This is a genomic window from Pseudomonas folii, from assembly GCF_014357575.1.
Classification (GTDB): domain Bacteria; phylum Pseudomonadota; class Gammaproteobacteria; order Pseudomonadales; family Pseudomonadaceae; genus Aquipseudomonas; species Aquipseudomonas folii.
The window spans coordinates 17,567-40,503 of record NZ_JACONW010000024.1 but is presented as its reverse complement, the minus strand read 5'-3'; the positions used below and the strand labels follow the sequence as shown (position 1 = coordinate 40,503).

Annotated in this window: 15 protein-coding genes; 14 read left to right on the top strand and 1 reads right to left on the bottom strand. The window is 56.0% G+C overall.

The window, feature by feature from the left end; genetic code table 11:
* Positions 1–11: 11 nt before the first annotated feature.
* The 7 genes from eutC (at position 12) to H8S59_RS07700 (ending at position 9,370) form a co-directional block, all read left to right on the top strand.
* A complete protein-coding gene (eutC, locus tag H8S59_RS07730; protein ID WP_187521040.1) occupies positions 12–848 on the top strand; it encodes an ethanolamine ammonia-lyase subunit EutC in 837 nt (278 codons plus the stop codon).
* Positions 849–936: 88 nt separating this feature from the next.
* Positions 937–1,395 (top strand): GNAT family N-acetyltransferase, encoded by a 459-nt coding sequence (locus tag H8S59_RS07725; protein ID WP_095100483.1) that lies wholly within the window; start codon positions 937–939, stop codon positions 1,393–1,395.
* Positions 1,396–1,731: 336 nt separating this feature from the next.
* Complete coding sequence (locus H8S59_RS07720; RefSeq protein WP_095100485.1) at positions 1,732–2,379, top strand: DedA family protein; 648 nt, start codon at positions 1,732–1,734, stop codon at positions 2,377–2,379.
* 3 nt (positions 2,380–2,382) lie between these two features.
* Positions 2,383–3,195, top strand: a complete 813-nt coding sequence (locus H8S59_RS07715; RefSeq protein WP_187521029.1) for a M90 family metallopeptidase — start codon at positions 2,383–2,385, stop codon at positions 3,193–3,195.
* A 111-nt stretch (positions 3,196–3,306) separates the two neighbouring features.
* Positions 3,307–3,834: an inorganic diphosphatase gene (ppa, locus tag H8S59_RS07710; RefSeq protein ID WP_003317259.1), complete on the top strand. Its 528-nt coding sequence runs from the start codon at positions 3,307–3,309 to the stop codon at positions 3,832–3,834.
* A 377-nt stretch (positions 3,835–4,211) separates the two neighbouring features.
* A complete protein-coding gene (locus tag H8S59_RS07705; protein WP_187521028.1) occupies positions 4,212–4,937 on the top strand; it encodes a LexA family transcriptional regulator in 726 nt (241 codons plus the stop codon).
* Positions 4,938–5,920: 983 nt separating this feature from the next.
* The gene (locus H8S59_RS07700; RefSeq protein ID WP_187521027.1) at positions 5,921–9,370 is read left to right on the top strand and encodes a glycosyltransferase; all 3,450 of its coding nucleotides are present in this window, start codon (positions 5,921–5,923) and stop codon (positions 9,368–9,370) included.
* Between the two features lie 66 nt (positions 9,371–9,436).
* Here the strand turns inward: H8S59_RS07700 and H8S59_RS07695 are convergent, their stop codons facing one another.
* Positions 9,437–11,026, bottom strand: a complete 1,590-nt coding sequence (locus tag H8S59_RS07695) for a putative bifunctional diguanylate cyclase/phosphodiesterase (RefSeq protein WP_187521026.1) — start codon at positions 11,024–11,026, stop codon at positions 9,437–9,439.
* 436 nt (positions 11,027–11,462) lie between these two features.
* On the opposite strand from H8S59_RS07695, the gene hsdR reads away from it, so the two are divergent.
* The 7 genes from hsdR (at position 11,463) to H8S59_RS07660 (ending at position 22,911) form a co-directional block, all read left to right on the top strand.
* Entirely contained in the window at positions 11,463–14,939 is a 3,477-nt protein-coding gene (gene hsdR / locus H8S59_RS07690) for a type I restriction-modification system endonuclease (RefSeq protein WP_187521025.1), read from the top strand.
* 286 nt (positions 14,940–15,225) lie between these two features.
* The gene (locus H8S59_RS07685) at positions 15,226–16,224 is read left to right on the top strand and encodes an Abi family protein (protein WP_187521024.1); all 999 of its coding nucleotides are present in this window, start codon (positions 15,226–15,228) and stop codon (positions 16,222–16,224) included.
* 71 nt (positions 16,225–16,295) lie between these two features.
* Positions 16,296–17,843: a class I SAM-dependent DNA methyltransferase gene (locus tag H8S59_RS07680; RefSeq protein WP_187521023.1), complete on the top strand. Its 1,548-nt coding sequence runs from the start codon at positions 16,296–16,298 to the stop codon at positions 17,841–17,843.
* Entirely contained in the window at positions 17,836–19,182 is a 1,347-nt protein-coding gene (locus H8S59_RS07675) for a restriction endonuclease subunit S (RefSeq protein WP_187521022.1), read from the top strand. Before H8S59_RS07680 ends, H8S59_RS07675 begins: the two co-directional genes overlap by 8 nt.
* A 27-nt stretch (positions 19,183–19,209) precedes the next feature.
* Positions 19,210–20,121, top strand: coding sequence for a restriction endonuclease (locus tag H8S59_RS07670; protein ID WP_187521021.1), 912 nt, complete (start codon positions 19,210–19,212; stop codon positions 20,119–20,121).
* 171 nt (positions 20,122–20,292) lie between these two features.
* Complete coding sequence (locus H8S59_RS07665) at positions 20,293–21,597, top strand: hypothetical protein (RefSeq protein ID WP_187521020.1); 1,305 nt, start codon at positions 20,293–20,295, stop codon at positions 21,595–21,597.
* A 345-nt stretch (positions 21,598–21,942) separates the two neighbouring features.
* Positions 21,943–22,911: a hypothetical protein gene (locus H8S59_RS07660; protein ID WP_187521019.1), complete on the top strand. Its 969-nt coding sequence runs from the start codon at positions 21,943–21,945 to the stop codon at positions 22,909–22,911.
* Positions 22,912–22,937 lie beyond the last annotated feature (26 nt).

Genomic DNA, 22,937 nt, shown 5'->3' with positions numbered 1-22,937 from the left:
GTGACGAATTGATGGACGATCTTCCTGAAAGCAACCCCGACAACACGCCAAACCCGTGGCTCGAACTGCGCCGCCTGACGCCCGCGCGGATTGCCCTGGGACGCACCGGCACCAGCCTGCCCACCAGCGCACAACTGGATTTTCAGTTTGCCCATGCGCAGGCTCGGGATGCCGTGCACTTGCCGTTCGATCATGCCGCGCTGAGCGAACAACTTGCCGCCAAAAACCGCGAAACCTTGCATTTGCACAGCGCCGCGGCCGACCGGGACAGCTACCTGCAACGCCCGGACAAGGGTCGTCGCCTGGACGAAGCCTCGGCGCAAACCCTGCGCGAATATGCAGCCGCCCATCCCGGCGGGATTGATGTGGCCGTGGTGGTTGCCGATGGCTTGTCTGCTCTGGCCGTGCATCGCCACACCGTGCCGTTTCTGGCGCGCATGGAAGAATTGGCCAGCGCCGAAGGCTGGACGCTTTCACCGGTGATACTGGTGGAACAAGGCCGGGTCGCGATTGCTGACGAAATCGGCGAACTGCTCGGTGCAAAAATGTCGGTGATTCTGATCGGCGAACGTCCCGGCCTCAGCTCGCCGGACAGTCTGGGCCTGTATTTCACCTACGCGCCCAAGGTTGGCCTCAATGACGCGCATCGCAACTGCATCTCGAATGTACGACTGGAAGGGCTGAGTTACGGAATGGCCGCACATCGTCTGCTTTACTTGATGCGAGAGGCCTGCACACGGGGTTTATCCGGGGTCAATCTCAAGGACGACGCGCAATTGAACAGTCTGGAATCCGACGAGCCACTGAACACGAAGGGCAACTTTCTACTCGCAGGGCCATCGGACTGAGCGTTAGATTGCGCTTTCTAAACTCATTCGGCAGCATCGGGCGGCAAGCCTGATGGAACATTTGTCATCGAGAAGTTGAGGCCCGACCATGCGGATCGTTAAAGCCACACTGGAACACCTGGACCTGCTAGCCCCGCTATTCGTCAAATACCGCGAGTTCTATGGCGAACTGCCGTTTCCGGATTCGTCCCGCGACTTCCTCGAAAAACGCTTGAGCCGGGATGAATCGGTGATCTACCTGGCGCTGGCTGCCGATGATGACAAAAAGCTGCTGGGCTTTTGTCAGCTGTATCCGAGCTATTCGTCGCTGTCTTTGAAACGTGTATGGATCCTCAACGATATCTATGTCGCCGAAGACGCCCGTCGCCAACTGGTGGCCGACCACCTGATGCGCACCGCAAAGAAAATGGCCAAAGACACCCAGGCCGTCCGCATGCGCGTCTCCACCAGCAGCAACAACGAAGTGGCGCAAAAGGTCTACGAATCCATCGGATTTCGCGAAGACACCCAATTCAAGAACTATGTCTTGCCGATCAGTGAGGATTGAAACGGTTATAGGAATCTCCCTCGTGGGAGCAGAGCTTGCTCGCGATTCAGGCGCTGAGTTACGTCAGACAGACCGCGTAATCGTTCATCGTGGGCAAGCCTCGCTCCCACAGCGACCGCGCGACCTCGTAGGACCGGCTTTAGCCGGGAGGGCGTCGTCCCTGACGAAAGATATGCAGCGAATGTGGCGGCCCTCTCCCGGCTAAAGCCGGTCCTACGGCAAACAGGTTCCATGTTTCCCCCTCCCCACCCATTCTGCTTCTATAATCCCGCCGCAACCCCTCAGAAGTTACTTCCGCACGTGACCCGGTTTGGGTCTCCGCAATTGGTGCCATACATGGATTTCAACCCGCTCGACCTGATTCTGCATCTGGACGTTTACCTCGATTTATTGGTGACAAATTACGGCACCTGGGTCTACGCGATCCTGTTTCTGGTGATTTTTTGCGAAACCGGGCTGGTGGTCATGCCATTCCTGCCGGGTGATTCGCTGCTGTTCATCGCTGGCGCCGTAGCTGCCGGTGGCGCTATGGATCCCGTGTTGCTGGCTTGCCTGCTAATGGCGGCAGCGATCATCGGTGACAGCACCAACTACATCATCGGCCGCACTGCCGGGGAAAAACTTTTCCAGAACCCCAACTCGAAGATTTTCCGCCGCGACTATCTGGCACGCACTCACGAGTTCTACGACCGCCATGGCGGCAAGACCGTTACACTGGCACGCTTTCTACCGATCATTCGCACCTTTGCGCCGTTTGTCGCGGGCGTTGGCAAAATGCATTACCCGCGTTTCCTCGGTTTCAGCGTGCTGGGCTCGGTGCTGTGGGTCGGCAGTCTGGTCACCCTGGGCTACTTCTTTGGCAACGTACCGTTCATCAAGAAGAATCTGTCGGTATTGGTGCTGGCGATCATTTTGATTTCGCTGCTGCCAATGATCATCAGCGTGGTGCGCGGGCGCATGACTCGCTCGGCGGATGCCCGCTAAGGGATGTGGTCGTTCAGCCAATGGCGTCGGCAACGCAGGCTGTCCAAAAGCCCCGTTGCCGCCGAACTGTGGCAGCGGGTGCGTCGGGGCTTGCCGATCCTCGATGGCCTGAGCGCCGAGCAAGACGCCCTGCTGCGGGAAAACAGCGTGCTGTTCCTTCAGGATAAGCACATCACCTGTTTGCCGGGTGTCGAGCTCAACGACGAACAGCGTCTGCATCTCGCCGCGCAGGCGCAACTGCCATTGCTCAACCTTGGCGATCTGAACTGGTATCAGGGCTTTCACGAACTGGTGATCTACCCCGATGACTTCGTCAGCCCGCAGCGCCATCGCGATCCCAGCGGCATCGAGCACGAATGGGACGGCGAGCACAGCGGCGAAGCCTGGCAACAAGGCCCGGTGATCCTCGCCCTGCCCGGCGTGCTGTCCAGTGGCAACTGGGAGCCCTACAACCTGGTGATCCACGAACTGGCGCACAAACTCGACATGCTCAACGGCGACGCCAACGGCCTGCCGCCGCTGCACGGGGACATGCAGGTCAGCCAGTGGGCCAGCATCATGCAGCACGCTTACGACGACATGAACCGCCAGCTCGATGCAGATCCAGACATCGAAACCGCTATCGACCCCTACGCCGCCGAAGACCCGGCCGAGTTTTTCGCCGTGACCAGCGAATACTTCTTCTGCGCGCCGGATCTATTGGTTGATGCCTACCCGGCGGTCTATCAGCAGCTCAAAGCCTTCTATCGTCAGGACCCGCTCAGCCGCCTGCAAAACCTGCAGCGTGATGAACCTTCGTACCAGAATCAGGACTAACCCCTGCAGGCTGCCACGCGTGGCAACACCAACAGAATATGCCTATAATCCGGCCCACTTTTTGGCGTAACCAGCCAAAGTCGTCTGGTCAATCAAGGGGGGCAATGCCCAATGAGCTACAGCAAGATTCCGGCGGGTAAAGACCTGCCGAACGACATCTACGTCGCGATCGAAATTCCGGCCAACCACGCGCCGATCAAATACGAAATCGACAAAGATTCCGATTGCCTGTTCGTTGACCGTTTCATGGCGACGCCGATGTTCTACCCGGCCAACTACGGTTTCATCCCGAACACCCTGGCTGACGACGGTGATCCCCTCGACGTGCTGGTCGTGACGCCTTACCCGGTGACTCCAGGTTCGGTTATCCGCGCCCGTCCAGTCGGCATCCTGCACATGACCGACGACGGCGGCGGCGATGCCAAAGTCATCGCAGTCCCACACGACAAGCTGTCCCAGCTGTACGTCGACGTGAAGGAATACACCGACCTGCCTCCACTGCTGCTGGAGCAGATCAAGCACTTCTTCGAGAACTATAAAGATCTCGAAAAAGGCAAATGGGTGAAAATCGAAGGTTGGGGCAACGCAGACGCCGCCCGTGCCGAGATCACCAAATCGGTTGCTGCCTACAAAGGCTGATCGATTGCTGCATCGTCAACGGAGCGTCTGCCAGCAGATGCTCCGTTAACACCCCTCGCAAAACCCTCCCGCTTGCTCAAACGCTCCCGGCAAACATTCACGCCGATTAGTCTTCCTGCGAAAACAATCAGGTTTTTTCAGTAAACACGTACCAAACAAACAACTCCCCTTGTTAAACCCGATAAACAAACCTCCACGCCTGTTATTGCGCGCCGAACAAAATCCGCACTGTTTACCTGCCGCCAACTAATGACAGAAGCGCCCTACAAAACCTGTCAAACCCTGTAATCCCGGGGCTCGCAGGACAATTAGACACACCGCTCATTTGAACACCTCGTTTATTTAAACCCGTCAACGAGCGCCGTAAACTCGGGGTCATGAATACATCAGGTGATCGACTACGCGCCCTCCTGCGGGAGTGCCATCTCTCAGCCACGGACTTCGCCGCCAACCGGAAGGTCACGCCTCAGCATGTGAACAACTGGTTCAAGCGCGGCATCCCCATGGCCCGGCTGGACGAGGTGGCTGAACTGTTAACCGTCAACGCGCGGTGGTTGCGCACGGGCGAAGGCCCCAAGCACCCGTGCGACTCGGCCAATGAAAACAATGGCGGCGACAGTGGTGCGTCCCGTCACGCCAACCGCAGCTCGCTGCGCAGCGACGTGGAAGTGCCGGTCTATAAGGAAACAGAATCGGACACCGGCGACACCCTCATCGCCGAAGCCCCCGGCAAGAAAGTCCGCCTGCCGCTGCACGTGCTGCAAAGCATGAACATCAACATCGACCACGCCATCTGCGTCGCCATGGTTGGCAACAGCATGGCGGACAAGATTCAAGACGGCTCCGTGCTCGGCATCGACCGCGGCCTGACCCGCATCATCGACGGCGAAATGTACGCCCTGGAGCATGGCGGCATGCTGCGCGTGAAATACCTCTACCGCCTCCCCGGCAACGGCCTGCGCCTGCGCAGCCACAACAGCGCCGAATACCCGGACGAACTGTTCACGGCAGAACAGATCGAGCAACAAGGCATCCGTGTTTTGGGCTGGGTGTTCTGGTGGTCGACGCTGAATACGCGGCGGCATGGGATAGCGTTTCGGTGAGGGGTTGGTCCGGCGCAAATCCCCTGTTTCCTGAGCTCTTGACCTCGTAGGACCGGCTTTAGCCGGGAGAGCGGTATTTCTGACGAAGAAAATTTAGCGAATGTACCGACGCCCTCCCGGCTGAAGCCGGTCCTACGGAAGAGCGCAATCTTATGTGGGAGCCGGGCTTGCCCGCGATGAACGATAACGCGTTGAACCTGCTGAATCGTGGTGGCCCTATCGCGGGCAAGCCTCGCTCCCACGGATTTGTGTTTGCAGGCCAACATAGAATCTCCCACAGGACCTTGACCCTCCTGAGATTACCTCGCATGCCTGTCGGGATGATTGCGATTCTGTGGGCGAGGCTTGGTCTGGGCGGCATTCCGACGACAAGGCTGGACGCTGTCAACCTGAAATCCACAATGCCAAAGTCAAAGTGTTTCAAGACTGGGCAAGCACCGCGAACATCAGTATCCTCTGCGCCATCCCGGCCCGAAGCACACCCCGCTCCGACGCCGACGGTTACGCCAGGCTGAAACCTAACCTGCGTCACCATCCTAATTAGCGCCACTCGCTGAGCGCACCTGTTAAAGGCGAGCACGGTTTGCCAAAAACAAACCAAGTTCGTCCTTGAGAAGCCGGCCACAAGCCGGCTTTTTAATTGTCCTAAATAATCCCGCCCCGTCCGAGAATCTACTTGATAGCTTAACTATTCCGGGTTTCAGGCACTCCCCTGTCCGATGATGTTCAACGCCATGACGGCCGTTACCGAGGACGCACCAAAATATCTGCCTGGCAATAGCACGACACACCACGCCCGCCATATATTTCTGATCAGTCCCTATCACGACAGCCCATCTCGACATGGCTGATAACTTCATTGACATGAAGAACTCAGCGGGTTGCAATCAGGCTATAGCGTTGTTTTTCGGCTATTTATGTCACAGCAAAAAACAAGAACTTTTTCATTGGAACTCGGCTAATTCAGACGCTAGAGGGAAGGTATGCAAGATCGTACGCGGTGTAATGACCCGTTGGTCAAGGAGCTAGAAGTGCTGGTCATGGAGCATCCCTCTCTGGAAGGCGGCGAGCCGCCAGTCGGCGTGGTCATCCATGCCTGTCAACCCGATGTGCTGCGAGACATTTTGGTCCGTTTGATTCATCTGCAAGAGCGCCTGCACCTCTACATAACATGCGTGGCCGGCCGTGACGATACGGTACGTACCCAGCTAGCGGCCAGCGGACTGAGTTATTCGCTGTACCGGGTGCCCGATCACGGGAGGGATGTTTTGCCATTTCTGCAGGTGCTGCCGTTTTTACGTGCCGATAACATCCACACACTGATCAAACTGCATACCAAGCGCCCGGCGCGCTTTGGCGTGGAGAACGCCTGGGCCCATGACCTTTTCGATGAATTACTCAGCCCCGTACGCTTCCGCCGGTCGGTAGAATACCTTGCCGACCCGGCGCACCATCCGATGCTTGGCACCGAGCAATACCGGCTGCCGGTCACAAAAAACCTTGATGAAAGCGACCGCAGGCACTTGGTCACCCTGGCCGAACGTGCCGGCATTGACCCACAACGAATCAACGACGCGGATTTTTTTGCCGGCTCCATGTTCTTCGTGCGTACTGAAGCGTTGGCCCCCCTGGAAAGGATGCACCTGACGGGCAAAGATTTCGAAACTGAGCGCGGCGAGCTCAACGGCACCCTGGCAAACGCCTTTGAACGCTTTTTCGGTGTACTAGCCGATGCAGGCAAACAGCAGCGCAATATCAACCTGTATCGGCGCTGGCTGGACACCCGGCAACTGGCTGCCGCCGAGTTAGAAGGTTTGCCGGCGCGGCTTGCGAGCTGGCCGAGGCAACCGGATGTGTTGTTGGTATTGACGGATACCACCGGTGACATTGCGCTGTTGCGGTCCAGTCTGGAAAGCATTCACCGCCAGCTTTACGGGGCGGCCGCCATCGTAGTGCTATCCAATGCCGAACCGGTAGGGGTGGTGCCGACCGACAATCTGGTCTGGCTACCGCTGGCGGAGTCCTGGCCGAGCCAGCTCAATGAGCTGCTGCAGGAAATCCAGACCGACTGGTGCTACCTGCTACGGGGCGGCGACCAACTCGCCCCCCACGCGCTGCTGTTGCTCGCCGAGGGCATCGCCCTGAACCCCGGCGTCAGCGCTTGCTATAGCGATGAAGACTCGCTGACCGCAACCGGATGCCAGGACCCGGTATTCAAACCGGACCTGAACCTGGACCTGTTGCGCAGTTATCCGTATGTCGGTCGAGCCCTGGCCTTCAGCCGCGAGGCCGCGCTAGGTGCCAATGGCTTCGATCCCGCCTTCGCCGAACTGGCGCCCCATGACCTGCTCTATCGGCTAGTTGAAACTCATGGGCTGGGCACCATCGGACACCTCGCTGAAGTGCTGGTGCATCAGGTAATCAACTTCGGCCAGTGGCTCGGCGAAAGCCAAGTCATTGCGCACTCCGCGGCTGTCGTCGAGGCGCACTTGCAGCGCCTGGGCGTGGCTCATGAGCTGCACGCTGGACCGTTGCCGATGGTCAACCGGGTGGTTTACCAACACGCCGGGCAGCCGTTGGTGTCCATCGTGATTCCCACCAAGGACCAACTGCCGATACTGATGCGCTGCATCGAAAGCCTAATGGAGAAAACACGCTACACGAACTACGAACTAATCATCGTCGACAACAACAGTGAAACCGCCGAAGCCCGGGATTGGCTCGCGGGAATGGAGCGCCTGAACAACGCCAAGGTGCGTATCCTGCGCTACCCTCACCCTTTCAACTATTCGGCGATCAACAATTTTGCCGTCAGCCATGCGCATGGCGATTACCTGGTGCTGCTCAACAATGACACCGCCGTCATTGATGGGGACTGGCTTGGCGCAATGCTCCATCACGCTCAGCGGCCGGAAGTGGGGATAGTCGGCGCCAAGTTATTATTTCTCGACGGGACTATTCAGCATGGAGGTGTGGTACTCGGCTTGCGCGGCGTGGCAGACCACCCATTCGTCGGCGACCCAATGCAGTCCAACGGCTACCTTCACCGTTTGCAGGTTGACCAGAACTACAGTGCAGTAACCGCTGCCTGCCTGATGATCCGCACCGAACTGTACCGCGAGGTGGGCGGAATGGACGAGGCTAGCCTGGCGGTTTCCTATAACGACGTAGACCTGTGCCTGAAAGTCGGTCAAGCCGGACAACTGATTGTCTGGACGCCTTATGCGGTGCTCATGCACGAAGCCAACGTGAGCCAGAACAAGGTTGACACGACCAAGCTGGAAGCCAAGCGCGAACGCTTCAAACGCGAACAGTCGGTGATGTACCAGCGTTGGCTGCCGCAGCTCGCCAACGACCCGGCCTACAACCGCAACCTGACCCTGGAAGGCAGCGGCTTTGCGCACGAATCCCGTAGCGAAGGCGGCTGGCAACCGTTCGCCAGTCGTCCGTTGCCTTACGCGCTGTGCTACCCCGGCGACTCTTTCGGCAGCGGACATTATCGGGTGCGCCAGCCTTTCGCTGCCCTGAAAGCCGCGCGGCTGGTCGAGGGCACTGTGAGCGACTGGCTGCGTCAACCCGTAGAATTGGAGCGCCTGGCGCCAGACACGATCATTTTCCAGCGACAATTCACAACACCTCAACTGGAAATGATCCAGAACGCCAAGACATTCTCCAAGGCCTTCAAGGTTTACGAGCTGGATGACTACATTCTCGACGTGCCCACCGGCCACGGAACCCGCGAACTGCTTCCCAAAGACATCGCCAAGCGCCTGAAAAAAGCCGTGGGTCTGTGCGACCGGTTGGTGGTATCGACCCAGCCACTGGCCAATGCGCTGAAAGGTTTTAACGCCGACATTCGCGTGGTAGAGAACCGCCTGCCAAGCCAGTGGTGGAGCGGCCTGACCGCCCATCGCCAACGAGGGCGTAAACCGCGGGTCGGCTGGGCTGGCGGCTCGAGCCACGGCGATGACTTGCAAGTCATTGCCGAAGTGGTTCGTGAACTGGCAGGGGAAGTGGAATGGGTGTTTATGGGCATGTGTCCAGCGGCACTGCGTCCCTATGTCCACGAGTTTCATAGGGGCGTGAATATCGAGAAATACCCGGCACACCTGGCCGGCTTGAACCTGGACCTGGCGTTGGCACCTCTGGAAGACAATTTTTTCAACGCATGCAAAAGCAATTTACGGTTATTGGAATACGGCGCCTGTGGCTTCCCGGTGATCTGCTCGGACATCCTTTGTTATCGCGGTGACTTGCCGGTGACCCGGGTCAGGACCAAGCCAAAAGACTGGATTGCCGCTATTCGCGAACATCTCGCTGAACCCGACGCCAACGCCGGGGCAGGAGATGCCCTACGCAGCGTGGTACTTGATAACTGGATGCTCAGGGAAGAACACCTGTTGTCGTGGCGAAAAGCCTGGCTGGCGGATTGACAATATTTCTGCCGCCAGCCCAGCGATAACAGAAGTTCAGCCACTCCCTGCCACCGGGTAGACGAGTCAACCCGCCCTTAGAGGCCCGGCAGTTTGATCCGTCGCCATGAGCGCTGTCACCTGTGTTAGCGGTAGCGCTCTGCCAAATAGGTAGCCTTGGGCAAAATCGCACTCATGCTTGGCCAGCCAATCGGCCAACTGCTCATGCTCCACACCTTCGGCAGTAATTTGCATGCGCAGGCTCTTGCCCAAAGCGAGAATGGCTTTGACCATTTCGCTCTGATTATCCAGTGATGTGTCGAAAAAAGACCGGTCAATCTTGATCTTATCGATAGCTAACTGCGTCAGGTGATACAGCCCCGAATAACCGGTACCAAAGTCGTCGAGAGCTACACTGACTCCGATTGCACGCAGGCGCTCTAGATTCAACCGCGCACTGCCCACGTTGGCTACCAGGGCATTTTCAGTCACCTCCACCTCCAGACGACTCAGCGGGAAGTTCCCCCTGAAGGCCAGATGCTTCAGCCATTCAGGAAAGTCGATGCTCTCGATCATTGAAGAAGTAACGTTGACCGCCAGCGTCAGGGCGCCAGGCCACTCGCGCGCTTCGGTGAAGGCCTGAAGCAACAGGCTTTCAGTGAGCGGTTTGATAAGGCCTAACTGTTCGGTCAGTGGTATGAAATCCTGGGGCATCAGGATGCCGCGTTCGGGGTGTACCCATCGGGCGAGTAGCTCGAACCCTACCAATTGTTGTTCAGGAAGGCTCACGATGGGCTGATAGAACGGCTGGATATGCCGCTCTTCAATGGCCTGTCGTAGCTCCTGCTCGAAACGCATGCGTTCAAGCTGCTCTTGCTCAAAACTGGCTTCATAGAAATTAAACACGGCGCGACCGCTGTTTTTTCCCCGGTACATGGCGCTGTCAGCTCGTTGTAGCAAGGTTTCGGCAGCCGTGCCGTCCAGGGGCGACACGGCAATACCCAAGGTTGCGCTGAACGCTACCCCAGGTAAACCTGTGACCGCACCGGTAATTTGAGTCAGGATACTCTCCGCCAGTTTTGCTAACTCAAGGCGGCTGAAATCGCCGGTGACAGCAAGCGCAAACTCATCCCCACCCAATCTTGCCAATGCCGCATGCCAGCCAGCAGTCGCTCCGCGCAGGGTGTCCGCGACAGCGCAGATGGCACCGTCGCCAGCGGCGTGGCCGTGCGTGTCATTGATAGCTTTGAATTTGTCGAGGTCGATCAGGAATACCGCTGTGGTTACATCCTGCTGTTCCAGGCGCGAAACCAATTGCTCGTGAAATACCCGGCGGTTTAGCAGCCCGGATAAAGGATCGTGACGTGCCAGCGAGTCGCTATGCGCCTGGGCCACAACCAGATTGTTGTAGCTGAGATTCAGACGATTTATCAAGCGCCTCAGGAGGATGAAAGGCACAACCATCGCCAATACCGCAAAACCGGTCGACGTCAGAATAAAACGCCAGCGCTCAGATGTTTCGAAGTCGCCGTCATACGGCAAGCCCAACAGCTCCATAGCGACAGCCTCGAGCTTGAACTCCCACGCAATGGCCAGCAAAAAGATGGAAAACAGGTAGAAAACCAGCAAAGCGTAAAGATTGTCTCGCGCTAGCTGTGGGTTGCGAATGAATGTCATGTGGACGCGCTCGGAGGGCCACTTGCAGTGCGGCCATGCCGTGGTTATCGGTCGTCAGGCGCAGGTCTTAACCTGAATCTCCACTTAAATTCAATCGGCGCAAAAATGATTCTCACCCCCAATAAAAAACCCGCCGAAGCGGGTTTTTTGTCCAGTACCATTCCAACTCCCTGTCGGCAGTATCCTTTCATGGTCGATCATCCTTGATCCTGACGGGCTCCCTGCTCGTCAGTGGTTGGATCCAAGATTATGCCTGTCGGGCAGGTCTGCAAATGGCAGTTTTTCTCTATCGCGTGTAAGCGTTTGGCTATGTGTGGATTGAGACGAATAGCCCAATGACATATCCAAACCCGGTTCACCTTGGTTAAGCTACCGCAGCTTGCGCTTTAGAGAGCAGGCTTAGCGTATAGAGTGGAACGCAACCGAAGGATCGACCATGGCAGCCAGCAGTAACTTCGCATTTCTCCAGGAACACGACCCCGTCTTCCTGCAGCTTGCCAGAACAGCCGAGCAGGCATTCGCTAGCGATCCGAATACCACTCTGATAAAGCTGCGCCAACTCGGTGAAGCTCTGGCCCAAGACCTGGCCAGCCGCGCGGGTATCGAATTTGATAACCACACCACACAGTCCGACCTGCTTTACAAACTTAGCCGTGAGATTCAGCTGGATCAGAACATCCGCAGTCTGTTTCATACCCTGCGCATTGAAGGAAACAAAGCTACCCACGGTTTTCGCACCCAACACCGGGAAGCAATCGATGGGCTAAAGGTCGCTCGCGCCTTGGCCATCTGGTATCACCAGTCCTTCGGTAAAAACGCTCAGTCTTTTAAACCCGGCGCCTTCGTCACGCCTAGCGACCCGAGCATTCCGCTCCGCGATCTGCAAAGCCAGATCGAACAGCTAAAAGCACAGCTCAGCGATTCCAGTCAGCAGTTGGAGAGTAATCAGCAGCTTGCCGAGTTGCTTAAACGCGAAGCAGAAGAGTACGCCGTACTCGCCGAGCAGATGGACGCCGAGTCGCGCAGCCACAAGCAGTTGGCCTCCGAGCATGAAGCTGCTTTAAACAGAATGCGCATCGAGCATGAGAAAAGCCTCAAGGCGCTACAGCAACAACTGGCCGCGCAGCCCCAAGCCAGCAAACAGGTTGCCAAAAAAACCCAGCAAGCCAGCAGCAGCTTTGATCTCTCAGAAGACCTTACCCGTATCCTGATTGATCAGCAGTTGATTGATGCCGGCTGGGACGCTGACTCTCTCGACCTGACGTACAGCAAAGGAGCGCGCCCTGAAAAAGGTAAGAACAAGGCCATTGCTGAGTGGCCTACCAGCAGCCCCAAAGCATGCGCAGACTATGTACTGTTTGCGGGTTTGATGCCGATTGCCATCGTCGAGGCCAAACGCAAGCGTATCAACATTGCCGATCGCATCCCCCAGGCCGAGCGCTATGCCCGCGATTTCAGCCTCATCACCGAACATCTGCAACCTTGGCTGCACGCAGGTCAGTCACAGCCTTGGAGTGACGGTGATGGCGGCCATTTCCGCGTGCCTTTTGCCTTCGCCTGTAACGGCCGCCCGTTTATCAAGCAACTCGCAGAACAGTCCGGCACTTGGTTCCGCGATTTGCGCAGCCCCGCCAATACGCGTCGACCGCTGCCAGACTTTCATACGCCAGACGACCTGCTCGACCTACTGAAACGCAGCAAGGCCGACGCCGAGGCAAAACTAGCCGCCGAGGGTTTTGCCTACCTCAAATTGCGTGACTACCAAGAGAACGCAATCCAGGCGGTAGAACAGGCGCTGGCTGACAACCAGCGCGATTGCCTGCTGGCCATGGCCACGGGTACCGGTAAAACCCGTACGATCATTGGCCTGATGTATCGCTTCCTCAAGACCGAACGCTTTAAGCGCATTCTGTTTCTGGTCGACCGCAGCGCCCTTGGTCAGCAGGCTATCGACTCGTTCAACGACACCACGCTTGAGCAAAATCACACACTGGGGCAAATCTACGACATCAAGGAGCTCGGCGACATGGCCGCAGAAGCGGAGACCCGCATTCAGGTCGCCACTGTGCAAGCCATGGTCAGCCGTATTTTCCGCTCTGATACGCCACCGTCCGTGGGCGAATTCGATTGCATCATTGTCGACGAAGCTCACCGGGGTTACACGCTCGACCAGGAAATGACCGAAGGTGAACTGGCCGTGCGCGATCACAGCCAATACCTATCGCAATACCGTCGCGTGCTCGATTACTTCGATGCTTGCCGTATCGGCCTTACGGCTACCCCGGCCAAACACACCAGCGAAATTTTTGGTAAACCGGTATTCACCTATAGCTACAGGGAAGCGGTTGCCGATGACTGGCTGATAGATCACGAGCCACCGATCCGCTATGAAACCCAGCTCAGCAAACACGGCATACGGTTTGAAAAGGGCGAATCAGTCAGCGTCATCAACATCCAGACCGGCGAAGTCGACGTAGCAGAGCTGGACGACGAACTGACCTTCAACATCGAGTCGTTCAACAGGAGCGTCATCACACCCGCTTTTGACAAGGTCATCTGCGACGAACTGGCCAATGAACTGGACCCATTCGGCGAAGAAAAGACCATGATTTTCTGCGTCAGCCAGGCCCATGCAGAACGCGTGAAAACTTTGCTTGATGATGCCTTCAAGGCCGCCTATGGCGAGCAATACAACGAAGCCACTGTGCGCATCATTACCGGCCAGAGCGATAAAGTTGAGCAACTGATTCGTCGATACAAGAATGAGCCACACCCCAGCATTGCTATTACCGTCGACCTATTAACCACCGGCATCGATGTGCCGAAAATCTGCAATCTGGTGTTCATGCGCCGCGTGCGCTCGCGCATTCTCTATGAGCAGATGAAGGGCCGCGCTACTCGCCGTTGCGACGAAATCGGCAAGACCGTATTCCGCATCTACGACCCCGTAGACCTCTATGCCAGCCTCGAAGCAGTCGACACCATGAAGCCGCTGGTGAAGAACCCCGACATTTCCCTGGAGCAGCTGGTCAGCGAACTCACCGGCGATGCAAGCCACGACGCGCCCGGCAGTCAGGAAGGTAACAGTCACGCCCATGACGTTCTCGACCAGTTGAGCCAACGCGTCATGCGCATCCTGCGAAAAGCTCAACACAAAGCCGAAAACAAACCGAGCCTTAAACAAAAACTCGATGAGCTGCAGGATGCCTGGGGGGTTGAACCGGCCAAACTCCACAACTACCTGCATGAACTCGGTCCGCAACAAGCAGCCAACTTTGTGCGCCAACATACCCAACTGCTCAACCAATTGGCTGCCGTCAGCGCACTGCTGGGTTCGTACAAATACCCGGTCATCTCCAACCATGCCGACGAGTTGATGGTGCGTGAGCAAAGCTACGGCAAGTACCAGAAACCCGCAGACTATCTGGAAAGCTTCAATGAATTTATTCATAAGCAGCTCAACCAGTCCGCGGCGCTTGGCGTAGTCGTCAACCGTCCAAAAGATCTGACCCGCGAGCATTTGCGAGAAGTGCGGCTGTTGCTCGATCAGCACGGCTTCAGCGAAGCCAGCTTGAAAAGCGCATGGCGTAGTCAAACCAATCAGGAAATAGCCGCCAGCATCATCGGCTACATCCGACAAGCCGCCATCGGCGAAGCTTTGCTGCCTTTTGATCAGCGCGTCGCCAACGCCATGCAGAAGATTTATGCCTTGCAATCCTGGACACCCGTGCAACGCCGCTGGCTGGACCGCCTTGCCAAACAACTGGTGCACGAAGTCGTGATTGATCAGCAGCAAGTCAGTGACGCGTTCAGGAATGATGGAGGCCTAAAAGGTCTGGACCGTAATCTTGGCGGGAAACTGGATCAGGTGCTGGACGCCTTGAACGACAACTTGTGGTCAGCGGCTGGATGATACTTGACGGCTCAAAGAAATCCCGGCAGTCAGTGTCCTCGGTCCCAGGACAGAGGACACTTGCTCCAACGCCAGATCATACGAAAAAGCATTGGGCCGAGGCAGGTCAGCAGACATCCAAAACATCCTGCAAAACGCCGCACCCGCTTGTCACAGCAGTGCCAAATATCTTGCAAAACCGTGCATCTGTGCATAACCTCTCACGCAACACACCCGCCATGCCTATGGTCGCTTCGGCAGCTAAGCACAAATTGAGCGGGTTTTTTATGCCCGGTAGTTTTTCAGCATGAAGCTTTTCAATAAGCCCGCCATTGATATCCCTGCGCAGTTGGACCTGCTCAAACAGCGTGGGCTCACCATTCAGGACGAAGGCAAGGCGCACTGTTTCCTAGAAGCAGTCAGTTTTTTTCGCCTTACACCTTACATGCGCCCTTTCCAGCTTTCGGAAGACGTTGAGCACGGGTTCAGACCCGGCACACGTCTGAAAGAACTCACCCGGCTGTACGATTTCGACCGCCGCCTAAGGCTTCTGGTCATCGATGCACTTGAACGCATTGAAGTCGCGGCACGAGCTGCCATCAGCAACCACATGGGGCCTGAATACGGGGCTCACTGGTATCTGGAGACGCGTTTCTTCCAGCGCGATTATCGTCACCAGGTATTACTCGAAAGCATTCACGGCAAGCAGGAAAAGGCGCGCCAGGACCACACACGCGAATGCCGGAGGATCGACGCATCTCAAGCGCCTGATGCTCGAAAGGCACAACTAAAAAGCCTGCGGGCCAAAGAAAGCTATGCACGGCATTATGCGTTGACCTACAACACTCCCGAGCTCATGCCTGCCTGGGCTGCGATGGAGGAGATCACGCTTGGCGAGCTCTCGCACTTGTTCAAAGGTCTGGCGCGCGATGCCGACAAAAAAGCCATCGCTCGACGTATGGCTCTTCCCGGTCCATTGCTCCAGTCTTGGCTGCATACTCTGACGACCATTCGTAATATCTGCGCGCATCACGCACGGCTGTGGAATCGAGAGCTTGGCATTCGTCCTGAACTACCCAAAACGGTCAACTTCCTCTGGCCGCAACACCTGCAAAATCCGGGACAACATGCCCGTATGTTCACGGTATTGAGCATCCTGAACCTGCTGATGCGCCGGGTCAGCCCGCACACCAGTTGGGATAAGCGCTTGCATGAGTTGCTGGGCGAGTTCGCTGAAATCAACATGACAGCCATGGGCTTCCCTCCTGACTGGCAGAACGACCCGTTTTGGCAATCGACCGACTAGCGCGATACGCCCCTCTATTCAATCCTGCGAGCTCAGTTTGGCTCACACTCTGAACCCATTTGAGAGACACCATGACCAACTCCGACATCGTCCAGAAACTCTGGAACCTGTGCGACGTATTGCGCGACGACGGCATCAACTACAGCGACTACGTCACCGAGCTCGTCCTGCTGCTGTTCGTCAAGATGGAGTACGAGCAAGCACAGAACAGCGAAAGCTTCACCCACAAGCTACCCGACGGTGCACGCTGGCCAGACCTGGCCGGGAAATCCGGCTTGAACCTGCTCGACCATTACCGGCAGATGTTGCTGGACCTCGGCAAGAACAGCGACCCGCTGATCGCCGCCATCTATGCCGACGCCCAGACCCGTTTGAAAGAGCCTCGCCATCTGGAGCAGTTGATCAAAAGCCTGGACGGCATCGACTGGTTCAGCGCCAGCAAGGATGGCCTCGGTGATCTTTACGAAGGCTTGCTGGAAAAGAACGCCAGTGAGACCAAATCCGGCGCTGGTCAGTACTTCACCCCGCGCCCGCTGATCGACAGCATCATCAATTGCATCAAGCCTCAGCCCGGTGAAGTCATTCAGGACCCGGCCGCTGGTACGGCGGGTTTCTTGATCGCAGCCGATGCCTACATCAAGAGCAAGACCGACGACCACTACGACCTCGACGCCAAAGCCAAGGCCTTCCAGCGCAACCGCGCCTTTGTCGGTATCGAACTGGTGCCCGGCACTCGTCGTCTGGCGTTGATGAATACCTTGCTGCACGGCATGGAAGGTGACGACGAAGGCGTGGTCCATCTCGGCAATGCGCTCGGCCAGACCGGCGCAAGCCAGCCCAAAGTCGACGTGATCCTGTCCAACCCTCCATTCGGTACCGCCAAAGGCGGCGGCGGCCCGACCCGCGACGACCTCACCTACAAGACCAGCAACAAACAACTGGCCTTTCTTCAGCACATTTACCGTGGCCTCAAACCGGGCGGCCGCGCCGCCGTGGTGCTGCCGGACAACGTACTGTTCGAAGCCGGTGTTGGTACCGACGTGCGCCGCGACCTGATGGACAAGTGCAACTTGCACACCATCCTGCGTCTGCCCACTGGCATCTTCTATGCCCAGGGTGTGAAGACCAACGTACTGTTCTTCCAGAAAGGCACCGCAGAGAATCCGCGCCAGGATCAAAACTGCACGCAGCGGACTTGGATTTATGACCTGCGCAGCAATATGCCTAGCTTTGGTAAGCGCACTCCTTTTGGTGCGCAACACCTCAAGCCTTTTGAAGATGCTTATGGCGAGGATGCCAACGGGAATAGCGCACGTGCCGAGAATGTCGAAGGTATCGGTGAGTTGAGCCGCTTTCGCGTGTTTAGTCGTGAACAGATCAAAGAGCGAAGCGACTCGCTGGATATAAGTTGGTTAAAGGATGCTGACAGCTTGGATGCTGCTGATCTGCCTGCTCCTGAAGTGTTGGCTGGTGAAGCTATGGCGGAGCTGACTGAAGCGCTGCATGAGCTGGAAGAGCTGATGAAAGCGTTGGGGGCTGGCGATGAAGTTGCTGCGCAGAAGCAGTTGATGGCTGAGGTGATGGGGTTGGCTGTAGTTGAGGGGAATGGGGATGAGTGAGTTGCCAATCGGATGGTCGCTCGCTCAACTCGGTGAGCTGGCGGGTGTGAACCCCAAACAAAACTTCGATGATGAACTCGTAGCTGGCTTCGTGCCTATGTCTCACGCACCGACCAACTTTCGAGACAAGCTACGCTTTGATGAGCGCAACTGGGGGGAAATTAAAAAAGCTTATACCAACTTCAAAGATGGCGACGTGATTTTTGCCAAAGTCACACCGTGCTTTGAAAACGGTAAGGCAGCACTCGTTAGTGGACTACCGAATGGCATTGGCGCAGGAAGCAGTGAGTTCTTTGTGCTCCGACCAGGCAGCGCAGAAGTTTCAGCAAAGTACATGCTGGCTCTGATCAAGAGCCATGGGTTCATGCGTGAGGGCGCGGCAAACATGACAGGAGCTGTCGGCCTGCGCCGTGTTCCTAGGCAGTTTGTCGAAAACTATGTTGTGCCTGTGCCGCCAGCAGCCGAACAAACCCGCATCGCCCAAAAACTTGATGAACTGCTGGCACAGGTCGACACCCTCAATGCCCGCATGGACGGTATCCCGGTCCTTCTCAAGAGCTTCCGCCAATCCGTCCTCGCTGCTGCCGCAAACGGGCGGCTAACGAGGGAGTTAAATGCAGCGGAATTGACTAACTGGTCTTATCTAAAAGCGGCTGACGTCTGTGACAAAGTACAAAGCGGGGGAACTCCAAAGGAAGGTTTTTCTAATGAGGGTACCCCTTTCCTGAAGGTCTACAACATTGTCAAACAAAAGATTGATTTTGAGAATCGTCCCCAATATATCCCTATCCCAATACACAAAGGTTCTGCTGCGAAATCGATTACCAGAGCAGGCGATGTGGTAATGAACATTGTCGGCCCCCCCCTTGGTAAAATTGCAACAATCCCAGCGACGCATGAAGAGTGGAATATTAATCAGGCGATCACACTCTTCAGGCCAAGCAGCAAAATAATCTCCGGCTGGATTTCTATCGTGCTGGAAGGCGGGGATAGTCTACGAAACATCATGAATGAGACAAAGGGTTCGGCCGGGCAAGTGAACATTTCACTTTCTCAATGCCGCAATTTCGTCTTTCCAGTCCCATCGTTAGCCGAGCAACGGGAAATCGTCCGCCGCGTAGAACAACTCTTCGCCTTCGCCGACCAACTGGAAGCCAAAGTCGCCTCGGCCAAAACCCGTATCGACCACCTGACCCAAAGCATCCTGGCCAAAGCCTTCCGTGGCGAACTCGTCCCTCAAGACCCAAACGACGAACCCGCCAGCATATTGCTGGAACGCATCAAGGCCCAGCGTGCCGCCACCCCTAAAGCCAAACGTGGTCGCAAGGCATCGGCCTGAACCCGGTAATTAAAAGGAAGTTTATCGATGCCCATCCCGGATTTTCAGAGCGTCATGCGGCCAGTATTGGCCGCCGTTGCCGACGGTGCTCCGCTTGCGCTGAGCAACCTCCGCGAGCGGATTGCCGATGAGTTTCAGCTCAGCGAAGAAGAGCGCAGCGAGCGTCTGCCTTCCGGTAAGCAGACAGTCATCAATAATAGAGTCGGTTGGGCCCGCACCTATCTGAACAAGGCGGGACTGCTGAGCATTCCGGCCAAAGGGATGGTGCAGATCACCGAACGCGGGCGGGACGCGCTGAGCACTGGCCCGGCACGCATCACCATCAGGTGGCTAAAGCAGTATCCAGAGTTCGCTGAGTTTCATACGGCTAGCCCGACCGACTGTACAGCGCCAGCGTTGCAAAGCGAGCCGTTGGAGCAAGCCACCCCCGACGAACAAATGGCCGCAGCCCATCAGGCGCTGACCCAGTCACTGGCAGATGACTTGTTGACCCAAGTGCTTGCCGCCTCACCCGCCTTTTTCGAGCAACTGGTAGTCGACCTGATGATCGCCATGGGTTATGGCGGTTCAAGGAAAGAAGCAGGCCAAGCGACACAGCAAACCAATGATGACGGCATCGACGGCATCATCAAGGAAGACAAACTTGGTCTGGACGTCATCTACCTGCAAGCCAAGCGCTGGACTAACACTGTCCACCGCCCGGAGATAGACAAATTCATCGGCGCCCTCACCCGCCAACGCGCCCGCAAAGGTGTGTTTATCACCACCTCCGACTTTTCCACCGGTGCCCGCGAAGCAGCTCTGAGTCTGGATATGAAAGTTGTGCTGATTGATGGTCCTGAACTGGCACGCTTGATGGTCGAGAATAATCTGGGGTGCAGCGTGAAACAGATTTATGAAGTGCGGCAGTTGGACAGCGATTATTTCTTAGAGGACTGAACTGCTCTTCAAACCACTGCGAAGAAACGGCCTGTGCGCCCAGACAACAAAAGCGAAAAGCGCGGACGCATAAAGCAGAGCTACTACCTCCGCTGGTTAATGGCTACAAGCCATGGTACAAGCGACTCAATAGCGTCACAGTAGATCCATACCCATTAAGGAGCCTAAGTAGTGAGTGAACACATGCTGTATGCATTAGTCGCTTTGTGCGTGATCGTTTTGGCCATAGCGGTTGTGTTATTCGTAAAAAGCCGGAAAGCCCCGACGCAGCGCGCACCTACATTGGAAGCTCAGCCAGAGCCTCTGGTTCAACCACTACCGGAAGAGCCAGCGCCAACACTGGAAGCCGAATTTATCGTGGCCGACGACAGCGGTCGTCAATGGATTCAGTCCCGGATTATCACGCATATACCGGCAGAAGCCCCGGCGTTCTCAGACCCAAACTCCATCGCAGTCAAACGTGGTCGGCAGTTAGCCGCAGATCTGTTCAAAGGTGTAACAACGTTGCCCAACACCACCCTTGAACTGGTTTTTGATCCGGAAATTCAAAAGGGGCTCCGTGAAGGAATTTTAACCATCATGAATGCCAAAGGCGGAGGCCAGCGGGCAATGGCCGTCGCAAGCGATGGAAAAATAGCGGGTCATGCTCGCATCATCGAAGGCGGTAAGGCTCGGCAATTAGCATCAGGGGCGTTCCATTTGCTCAGCATCGCTGTTGCGCAGTCGCACCTGGCTGATATCAATCGAAGCCTTGCTGATATTCAAGGGGCAATCGAGCGTTTACACCGAACCATTGATGACAAGGATCACGCCCAACTTCGAGGTTCAATGAACTACCTCGAATACCTGGTCGGTTTCATGCGCGACTTAGGGAGCCCTGACGAATTTCCTCAAGAAAAGCGTAATCAGCTCGAAGCGATTAAACACCAAACAATGCAGTGGATCGAACAGCTTCAGCTCGAAGCCAATCGTTTGAAAAGCGACATCGCACAGCAAGCTGAACTTGATACTTTCGGGACGGGTGCAACTTACGATGCGCTGGCTAAGCACGCAGCCAACGTGAGTAGCCTTCTGCAAAAACGAGATGTCCTGCTTCGAATCCTGGCTCTTCTGGATATCGGCACGGCCTACCTAGACCCGATAGCCAGCGGTAGGTGGACACTCAGTCTAGAGGAGAAATTCTCTCAGTCATTCAACGAAATCGACTCTCTGTTGAGCACGCAACGAGACCGCTCTTTCGAGCTTTTGTCCAAAGCTGTGTGGAATCGTCAAAACACGCTCGAAGAACGGCGCAATACGTTGATAAAACAAAACGAATCACTGCGCACACTTACTCTAGAGCACCAGAAGTCCTATAGCGCAACTGCACATTTACTTTCACAGCAGCTCAAAAAGTACCGCACAGAGAGTCAACCTTTACGTACTGCGCTCACATTCGATCAACACGGTGAAGTGAGCAAAGTTTCGATTCTTTAAGCCGGACCTGCTGAGAGGATCATTGCAGTCGCAAATCTGCAGGCAATACATTCCGGGGGCTGTCACCTTGAGCCACCGACCGGTATGTTGAACTCAAACCTTTGCAACAAGCCGTCACTCCGCCCTCATTTTCCACCCATCAATAAAAACCCGCCGGAGCGGGTTTTTTGTTCATTACCATTCCAATTCCCTGTCGGCACTGGTAGGGCTCAGCAGCGGCCTGTGATACCTCTAAATTGGGCGGCAATCCGCGCCTATGCTGCTCCGTCGGCGAGCCCGTTTGCAGCCGATAACTTGATCACCTGAGGTAAAGTACCGGAAGACTTACAAGGAATTTCAATCTCAATGCTCCCATACGTCGCAACCTACCTACTGCTCGCCGCTGCTCTGGCGGTAACTGATCACTTCGCTAATCAACCGTTGTTCATAAGAACCCGCTCGAAACACCTACCCTGGAAGCTGAATTACAATTTCAGATGGTGGCGGACTCAGGAGTATTTGGCAGCAGCAGTAATAGGGTCCGTAGCAGCACTGCTCTTGCTCTTTTTCTGGCACACGATGGGTGGATATATAAGTCGTGAGATCGCCCAAATCATCTTCGCCATCATATGTGCCAGCTCGACAGCACTGTCGATCAGGCATTTCAACCTTATACAAAAATTCAAAGCCCACATTTGGTGGATGACCATAGCGGCGGCTTTGAGTACGTGGTTTCTAGGCTTCGTTGCGAGCGCCTATGCAGACTCATTCATCCTCAACTGGACCAGAGTAGAGGCGACACAATTTCCGCTGGCGCAAAAAGCATTATCGGCACTCATTCTGGTTTCACTCTGGGCAAACATCGCAGCCATGTTTATCAGCCTTGGAGTTGGTCTGACATCTGTTGTGATAGCGGCGAGGACCCCGACATTCATAGGAACTGTTAGACAGGACCCTTTAAAAACAAAAGACCCCAAACGCTACAAGCCTGGCTTGATGCAGCGGCGTCATTCACGAGAGTTGATGGTTTTATATACTGGCGCGGTTTTCACCGTAGCGATCACCAGCTCATCACTCACATCAGTGCTCAATCACGCAGAAGAGGCACTACAGGAAACGCTCGTGTTCGCGTCCTTTCATCTGCGACCGGCAGACTGCGGCATCATCGGGAGCGGGCCCGGTACTTGGGTGGCGCTGACCAACGACAGCCAAGCAGTCGTCGCTACGCCATCGAAAAAGGGCTACACCTTCTCGACTGAACCGTGTGCGATGCAGTCGGAACAAATGATGAAGCGTTCATTGCTTGAGCGGTCCAGGCAGGACGACTATCAGTGAGGACAGTCAGATGTTTTACTCGAAAT

Coding starts and splice junctions, on each gene's coding strand:
- eutC (WP_187521040.1), top strand. CDS start 12: ATGGACGATCTTCCTGAAAGCAACCCCGACAACACGCCAAACCCGTGG.
- H8S59_RS07725 (WP_095100483.1), top strand. CDS start 937: ATGCGGATCGTTAAAGCCACACTGGAACACCTGGACCTGCTAGCCCCG.
- H8S59_RS07720 (WP_095100485.1), top strand. CDS start 1,732: ATGGATTTCAACCCGCTCGACCTGATTCTGCATCTGGACGTTTACCTC.
- H8S59_RS07715 (WP_187521029.1), top strand. CDS start 2,383: ATGTGGTCGTTCAGCCAATGGCGTCGGCAACGCAGGCTGTCCAAAAGC.
- ppa (WP_003317259.1), top strand. CDS start 3,307: ATGAGCTACAGCAAGATTCCGGCGGGTAAAGACCTGCCGAACGACATC.
- H8S59_RS07705 (WP_187521028.1), top strand. CDS start 4,212: ATGAATACATCAGGTGATCGACTACGCGCCCTCCTGCGGGAGTGCCAT.
- H8S59_RS07700 (WP_187521027.1), top strand. CDS start 5,921: ATGCAAGATCGTACGCGGTGTAATGACCCGTTGGTCAAGGAGCTAGAA.
- H8S59_RS07695 (WP_187521026.1), bottom strand. CDS start 11,026: ATGACATTCATTCGCAACCCACAGCTAGCGCGAGACAATCTTTACGCT.
- hsdR (WP_187521025.1), top strand. CDS start 11,463: ATGGCAGCCAGCAGTAACTTCGCATTTCTCCAGGAACACGACCCCGTC.
- H8S59_RS07685 (WP_187521024.1), top strand. CDS start 15,226: ATGAAGCTTTTCAATAAGCCCGCCATTGATATCCCTGCGCAGTTGGAC.
- H8S59_RS07680 (WP_187521023.1), top strand. CDS start 16,296: ATGACCAACTCCGACATCGTCCAGAAACTCTGGAACCTGTGCGACGTA.
- H8S59_RS07675 (WP_187521022.1), top strand. CDS start 17,836: ATGAGTGAGTTGCCAATCGGATGGTCGCTCGCTCAACTCGGTGAGCTG.
- H8S59_RS07670 (WP_187521021.1), top strand. CDS start 19,210: ATGCCCATCCCGGATTTTCAGAGCGTCATGCGGCCAGTATTGGCCGCC.
- H8S59_RS07660 (WP_187521019.1), top strand. CDS start 21,943: ATGCTCCCATACGTCGCAACCTACCTACTGCTCGCCGCTGCTCTGGCG.